Source organism: uncultured Actinobacillus sp. (assembly GCF_945915845.1).
Lineage (GTDB): Bacteria > Pseudomonadota > Gammaproteobacteria > Enterobacterales > Pasteurellaceae > Exercitatus.
The window spans coordinates 59,762-66,695 of sequence record NZ_CAMEFX010000007.1 but is presented as its reverse complement, the minus strand read 5'-3'; the positions used below and the strand labels follow the sequence as shown (position 1 = coordinate 66,695).

Annotated in this window: 7 protein-coding genes; 3 read left to right on the top strand and 4 right to left on the bottom strand. The window is 41.1% G+C overall.

Translation table 11 applies throughout. From position 1 onward, the window contains the following. Positions 1-7: 7 nt before the first annotated feature. From Q0O89_RS03585 to efp, 3 genes are all read right to left on the bottom strand, one after another. Positions 8-799 carry a glycosyltransferase family A protein gene (locus Q0O89_RS03585; protein ID WP_293730345.1) on the bottom strand — a complete coding sequence of 264 codons (792 nt, stop codon included), beginning with the start codon at positions 797-799 and terminating at the stop codon, positions 8-10. 313 nt (positions 800-1,112) lie between these two features. Then, positions 1,113-2,063, bottom strand: coding sequence for a cysteine synthase A (gene cysK / locus Q0O89_RS03580; RefSeq protein ID WP_135709325.1), 951 nt, complete (start codon positions 2,061-2,063; stop codon positions 1,113-1,115). Positions 2,064-2,250: 187 nt separating this feature from the next. Next, the gene (gene efp, locus Q0O89_RS03575) at positions 2,251-2,817 is read right to left on the bottom strand and encodes an elongation factor P (protein WP_293730344.1); all 567 of its coding nucleotides are present in this window, start codon (positions 2,815-2,817) and stop codon (positions 2,251-2,253) included. A 34-nt stretch (positions 2,818-2,851) separates the two neighbouring features. On the opposite strand from efp, the gene epmB reads away from it, so the two are divergent. The 3 genes from epmB to Q0O89_RS03560 all read left to right on the top strand — a co-directional run bounded on the left by epmB (position 2,852) and on the right by Q0O89_RS03560 (position 5,800). Continuing rightward, entirely contained in the window at positions 2,852-3,868 is a 1,017-nt protein-coding gene (gene epmB, locus Q0O89_RS03570; protein WP_293730343.1) for an EF-P beta-lysylation protein EpmB, read from the top strand. Positions 3,869-3,948: 80 nt separating this feature from the next. Further along, positions 3,949-5,385, top strand: a complete 1,437-nt coding sequence (locus Q0O89_RS03565) for a LysM-like peptidoglycan-binding domain-containing protein (protein ID WP_293730341.1) — start codon at positions 3,949-3,951, stop codon at positions 5,383-5,385. Positions 5,386-5,395: 10 nt separating this feature from the next. Beyond that, the gene (locus Q0O89_RS03560) at positions 5,396-5,800 is read left to right on the top strand and encodes an MliC family protein (protein WP_293730339.1); all 405 of its coding nucleotides are present in this window, start codon (positions 5,396-5,398) and stop codon (positions 5,798-5,800) included. Positions 5,801-5,853: 53 nt separating this feature from the next. Here Q0O89_RS03560 and hemB read toward each other — a convergent pair whose 3' ends face one another. Further along, positions 5,854-6,876 (bottom strand): porphobilinogen synthase, encoded by a 1,023-nt coding sequence (hemB, locus tag Q0O89_RS03555; RefSeq protein WP_273314531.1) that lies wholly within the window; start codon positions 6,874-6,876, stop codon positions 5,854-5,856. Between the last annotated feature and the right edge of the window lie 58 nt (positions 6,877-6,934).

Below are 6,934 nucleotides of genomic sequence, written 5' to 3'. Positions count from 1 at the left end.
CCTTATACTATAAGGCTTTAAGCCACTTTTTAGCAACAAATTTGTCTATTACACCTAATAATCTCATCTGTTGACAGATTTTATCCGTTACCGCCTGAGCTTCATTCATTTTCTCATCCGTAATATCAGGGGGAATCTTATTGAATAAAATCGCATCCAATAACCGTTCTGCATGCATACCGTCACGACAATAATGCAATACACCGGGTTCATTAAATAAAGTCCCCACTTGGCAAACTTGTGTCGTGGCAATACCTAAAGCTCCATCTTCACCACCTAATTCACGGAATAATTGATGTTGTGGAAAACCACCACAAGCTAAGAAAAAAGCACGGCGGAAAACCACATTACCACCGCAAGTCATTCGCATATGCTGCCAAGCAAAGTCAAAATTTGGGTGCGCACTATAACGCTCTGCAATACCAACTGGATTTAACGCTAAGCGAAGTACCTGTATTTCCGGGCGGAAATGAAACACACTACTAGCTAACGTTAACGCTTCAGGTTCATAAGCATCATCAGCATCTAAAAAGGCAATAATTTCAGCCGCACTTTGCAACGCGCCCCAATTTCGGGTTTTCGCCACACCGCTATTACGTGGCATTTGTTCCACGTTAATTTTTTCGGGGTATTGTGCGGCAAATTGTTGAGCTAGCGATAACGTTTGGTCGGTAGAAGCATCATCAATCAGCCAAAGTGTGCCTAAGTGCGGTTGATTTAAAACGGATTTTACTGCGCGCTCAAGAGTCTGAGCAGCATTGTAACAAGGGATAATGACGTCAATTAAAGGAAATTGCATAAAACACTCTCATCAAAAAATTTGAAAGATATTTTAGGATATGTTGATATTTTGAGGCTGTAAAATCATCAATAAGTGTTTATTTAATATCCCAGCATGGCAGAGCCATACTGGGTTACGCATAAATCAGCCCCTTTGGGGCTGAGAATGAGAGTGGCAAAGCCACTCAACTATGCGTAACCTAGTACGCACTTTGCGTGCTAGGCACAAAAAGTATATTTTATAAGCACAAAGTATCAACAAGCCTTAGCAAATAGACAAAAAAGCGGTTAATTCAGATGTTGAATTAACCGCACATTTTGTCATGATGAAATTAAATTTCAATACCTTCAAACAACGCTGTACTTAAATAACGCTCTGAGGCAGAAGGAAGAATAGCCACGATAAGTTTATCCGCAAATTCCGGTAATTTTGCTAAACGGTCAGCGGCAGCGACCGCAGCACCTGATGAAATCCCCGCAAGAATACCTTCTTCTGCCATTAAACGGCGTGCCGTTGCAATCGCGGTGTCGCTATCCACTTGTTCAACGCGGTCAATTAAACTCAAATCTAAATTTTTAGGAATAAAGCCTGCGCCGATACCTTGGATTTTGTGCGGGCCCGGTTTCACTTCTTCACCATTTAAAGTTTGGGTAATCACCGGGCTTTCTGCCGGTTCTACGGCAACAGAAAGAATTTGTTTACCTTTGTCTTGTTTGATAGCGCGAGAAATACCCGTAATCGTACCGCCTGTACCCACGCCGGCCACAACCACATCGACTTTGCCTTCTGTTCCTTCCCAGATTTCAACGCCTGTGGTTTGTTGGTGAATTGCCGGGTTTGCCGGGTTTTCAAATTGTTTCAACATAATGTAACGATTAGGATCGCTGGCGACAATTTCTTCGGCTTTTGCAATCGCGCCTTTCATCCCTTTCGCGCCTTCGGTTAAAACTAAATTTACTCCTAAGCCACGTAATAAACGTTTACGTTCCGTACTCATGGTTTCCGGCATGGTTAAGGTAATTTTATAGCCGCGTGCTGCCGCAACATAAGCAAGGGCAATACCCGTATTACCACTGGTTGCATCCACAATTTCTTTATCTTTGGTTAAAACGCCATCTTTTTCCGCTTGCCAAATCATATTCGCACCGATACGGCATTTCACACTGAAACTTGGGTTACGACCTTCTACTTTGACCACTAAGTTACCGTTTTGACCGAAATGTTTTAAACGTACTAATGGTGTATTGCCAATGGAATAAGAATTATCTGCGTAAATTGTCATTTTCAATCTCCTTGAGAGTTATCTATTTGTTGATAGTAGTTTTAACATGCTATGTTATAAAAGAACAATAGTTATTTGTTCTATTTTATAACTAAAAGCTATTTATAGCAGAATAAGGCGGAATGTTTAGCGATGAGAAGATGAAAAAATACCCACACAAGGTGGGCATTTTATTTAACAAATTCGATTATTTCACACGAGAGACATATTCGCCTGAACGTGTATCTACTTTAATCACTTCGCCAATTTGAACGAATAAAGGAACGCGAACTACCGCGCCTGTGCTTAATGTTGCCGGTTTACCACCCGTACCTGCTGTATCCCCTTTTAAACCCGGATCGGTATCAACCACTTCTAATTCAACAAAGTTCGGTGGTGTCACCGTAATTGGGCTACCGTTCCATAAAGTAATAATACAATCTGCTTGATCTAATAACCATTTTTCAGCATCACCTACCGCTTTTGCGTCTGCTGAATATTGTTCAAATGTTTCAGGGTGCATAAAGTACCAGAACGCTTCATCTTTGTATGAATAAGTTAAGTTTAAATCCATTACATCAGCCGCTTCAACTGAAGTACCGGATTTAAAGTTCACATCTAATACTTTGCCAGAAATTAATTTACGAATACGTGTACGAGTAAATGCTTGACCTTTACCTGGTTTTACGAATTCATTTTCAACAATTACACAAGGCTCGCCGTCTTGCATAAATTTTAGACCTGGTTTGAAGTCAGTGGTAGTATATGTAGCCATGATTTCCTCAATTAAATAGAGCTAGTTTTTAAAAGTGCATATTTTAACCCAAAACATCCCTGTTAGAGAAGAACCAAAACGCGAAATTTGGTTAGAAATTCTCAATAACGCCATTTCTGATCCCAAAATTCTACTGGAAAAGTTAAATTTACCGGTGGAAAATTTTGAACCGGACATTCAGGCGCGTAAACTTTTTGCATTACGCGTACCACAACCTTTTATTGACAGAATGGAAAAAGGCAATCCCAATGACCCCCTTTTCCTGCAAGTCATGTCTTCTGCACAGGAATTCCTGCAAGTGGATGGTTTTATCAAAGATCCCCTTGATGAGCAACATAATGCCGCCCCAAATGTTCTACACAAGTACCATAACCGTTTGTTATTAATGGTCAAAAATGCCTGTGCTGTTAACTGCCGTTACTGTTTCCGCCGCCATTTTCCTTATAACCAAAATCAGGGAAACAAAGCGAATTGGCAAAAAGCTATTGAGTACATTGCAAACAATACTCAAATTGAAGAAGTCATTTTTTCAGGCGGCGATCCTCTTATGGCAAAAGATAATGAGTTGGACTGGTTGATAAAACAACTTGAAAAAATACCGCACTTACAGCGATTACGCATTCATACTCGCCTACCTGTGGTTATCCCTGAACGAATTACAGAAAAATTCTGTCAAATACTCCGAGAAACCCATTTAAAAACGGTACTGGTGACACATATCAACCACAAAAATGAAATTGATGAGAGATTGGTGAAAGCATTATTCCAATTAAAACAAACAGGCATTACCTTACTTAACCAATCTGTATTATTAAAAGGGATTAATGATAATGCGCAAACACTAAAAGCCTTGAGTGACACGCTCTTTCAAGCCGGCATATTGCCTTATTACCTACATTTATTTGATAAGGTAGAGGGCGCAAGTCATTTCTATCTTGATGATGCCAGTGCGGTTAAAATTTATCAAGAATTACAAGCAATTACATCGGGTTATTTAGTGCCGAAATTAGCAAGAGAAATTGCAGGTGAACCGAATAAAACTTTGTTTTAAACCGCATTTTCATTTAGAATAAGGGCAATTTTTTCAACCGCATTTTTGCACATTTTATTGATTACATATTGAGGTATATCGTGGAGAATAAATCTGAAAATCAGTCAACATCAACACAAAGCGAACTTGATTTTGATGCAAACCAAATTGAACCTGTGACGCCAAGAAAAAGTAGCGCAACGGATTCATCCTCTTTCTTAAATAAATTTTTCGGAAAAAAAAATGTCGTGCAGACAAATCCCTTTGCTGAGCGTAAAGAGCCAACCTTTGGTAATACCACGCGAGTAACAGAAACGGCCACTACAACAGCAATTAACCAGACTGTTAATTATTCAGCAGAGAGCGTTTTTAAACAACCTGCTCAAGCTGTTGCGAAACAAATCAAACCAACAGAAAATACCGAAGAAAATAAAGACAAGAATGAAGAAAGTCTTGAAACCACAGTAGTGACTGAGAGCACATCTAACACAGTTGAAAATGAGGTAGAGCAAGAGACCATCCTAACAGAAGCACCTATTGTAGCTACAAAACAAAATATGAAGACCCCGGAAAACTGGGGCTTTATGCAAAAATTACCACAAAAACATCGCCGTTTTATTATCGCTATTGCAGGTGCAGTCGCGATACTGATTGCTTTATTATTATTAAAACCAAGTTCAGAGACGGCAGATGAATACCAAGTTAATAATAACAACAATACACCGATTGAATTTCAATCTTTAACGCCAAATCAGCCTAACGAAATAACTGATATGGCCAATACGACACAACCTGCCGAGCCACCTGTGATTGAGCAAACTCAACCAGAACCGGTGTCCTCAGCAGTGAATGAAGCACCGATTAATGAAACAGCAACAAATGCCCCTGTTATGCCGACAACACAGCCAACGCCGGCCACCCAGCTAACCGCTGCAACACAGTCTGCTTCGGAACCGGTTCCGATGCCAGAACAACCGAAAACCGATACACAAGCTCAGCAAGCGGAAAAAGCACGTCAAGAACAATTGCAAGCCGAAAAAGCCCAACAGGAGCAATTAGCTCGTGAACAGCAACTTAAAGCACGCGCAGAAAAAGCCAAAGCAGAACAATTAGCTAAAGCAAAAGCGGAAAAAGCAAAAGCTGAGCAGTTAGCAAAAGTAAAAGCAGCTGAAAAAGCTAAGACAGAAAAACTTGCTTCAGAAAAAGCACGCGCACAAGCTGCCTTAAACGGTGCGCCTATCAGCGAAGCTAAACCTGCGACGAAAAAAGCAAGCCAGACTACCGATTCAACAACCAAAACCCTAACCGTTCCGGCAAGTACATCATTATTCCAAGTATTCCGTACAAATGGTTTAGATATTCGTGATGTCAATGCGATGACCAAAGCGAAAGGCGTGGGCAATGCTTTAAGTCGCTTCAAAGCAGGTGATAAAGTACAGGTGTCCACAAATGGTGAAGGTCGAGTCACAACAATGCGTCTCTCTGATGGCTCTACATTTACTCGCCAAGCGGATGGCTCATATAAATACAGTAAGTAAGGAAATAAGCATGAAAACGACCGCACTTTTTTTAATCTCAGCATGCATCTTAACGGCTTGTCATTCTGCGGTTGAACAAGCCCCTGTGGATGCAGTGGTTAAAATTGCGCCTCAAATCAAATCGGGCGCAATGAATAAAACTACACAAACAGGGTCTGCGAGTCGTTTTCTTTGTAAAGACGATAAAATCGTACGCGTAACGCGGATGAAACCTAAAAGCACAGCCAAAGCCAGTCGTGTAGAAACGGTGACGTTAACCTTTAATGGCATTACTGAAAAGCTAAAATCAACGGTATCGGAAACCGGAAAATCCTACACCAGTATTCACTGGCGCTGGATCGAACGCTCAAACAATACCGCGACCTTAACCAATACGCAAGGTGTAATTTTAGCGGATATCTGCATTGAACAATAAAAAAATAAAACCCTATACGACTTAACACGTATAGGGTTTTCATATCACAAAGCTTACTTATTCTTCCCTTCTTCATATAACCATTCGGCAACCTGTTTCGCAAAGTAAGTTAAAATACCGTCTGCACCTGCGCGTTTGAAACAGAGTAACCCTTCCATAATACATTCTTTTTCTTTTAACCAACCATTTTGAATGGCCGCCCAATGCATGGCATATTCACCGGACACTTGATAGGCAAAAGTCGGTACACCAAACTGCTCTTTAACGCGATACACCATATCCAAATACGGCATGCCCGGTTTAACCATCACCATATCTGCGCCTTCTGCAATGTCTAAAGCGACTTCTTGCAAACCTTCATTGCCATTGGCCGGATCCACTTGATAGGTTTTCTTATCACCGCCTTTCAGGTTCCCCGCTGAACCGACTGCATCACGGAATGGGCCATAATAATTAGACGCATATTTCGCGGCATAGGCCATAATCAATGTGTTAATAAAGCCTTTTTCTTCAAGTGCGGTACGAATTTTGCCAATTCTACCGTCCATCATATCACTAGGTGCCACAATATCCGCGCCCGCTTCCGCGTGAGAAAGAGCTTGCTTAACCAATACGTCACTGGTCACTTCGTTAAGCACATAGCCTGTTTCATCGATAATCCCATCTTGCCCGTGAATCGTATAAGGATCCAACGCGACATCCGTTAACACGCCTAATTCAGGATAAGCCGCTTTTAATGCCCGTACCGCGCGTTGCACTAAGCCATTTGGATTATAGGCTTCTTCCGCCAGTAAAGATTTTTTATCTTGTTCAACCACAGGGAATAAGGCAATAACCGGTACGCCATATTTTACTAATAGCCCTGCTTCAACCAGTAATTGATCGATCGTCAAACGCTCTACTTTTGGCATGGATGGAACCGGTTCACGATGATTTTCCCCTTCCATGATAAATACGGGATAAATTAAATCGTCAACAGTTAATTTATTCTCTGCCATTAAACGGCGGCTAAAATCATTTTTTCGCATACGGCGCAAACGGCGTGCCGGATAACCGGTAAAATATTGTTGTGTCATGTTTTTATCCTTGAATCTTAGAATGTGACAAACCCTATACGAGCCGTATAGGGTTACT